This window comes from Pseudarthrobacter sp. B4EP4b (assembly GCF_006680095.1).
In the GTDB taxonomy this organism is placed as follows: domain Bacteria; phylum Actinomycetota; class Actinomycetes; order Actinomycetales; family Micrococcaceae; genus Arthrobacter.
Genome location: NZ_VHIJ01000104.1, coordinates 1 through 241, shown reverse-complemented (window position 1 = coordinate 241; position 241 = coordinate 1). Strand labels below are relative to the sequence as shown.

Here is a 241-nt window from a genome sequence, read left to right as displayed (position 1 = left end):
TCCACTGAAACCGCGGCGTTCACCTTCACCATCGCGGCGCGGACGATCCCCAAACGAACGGTTGTCCCGATCGCCATAAGGCTTCCGGTCCCGGTCACCAAAGGGCTTGCGGTCACGGTCCCCGAAAGGCTTTCGCTCACCACCACTGAAACCACGGCGGTCACCCTCGCCCTCACGCCGCGGACGATCCCCAAACGAACGGTTCTCCCGATCGCCATAAGGCTTCCGATCGCCGTCACCG

General features: G+C 63.9%; 1 protein-coding gene. It reads left to right on the top strand.

Going from position 1 to position 241, the window contains the following annotated elements; genetic code table 11:
- Window positions 1-241 (top strand): hypothetical protein (locus FNL14_RS23450; RefSeq protein ID WP_181762755.1); only part of this gene is annotated, 241 nt, incomplete at both ends.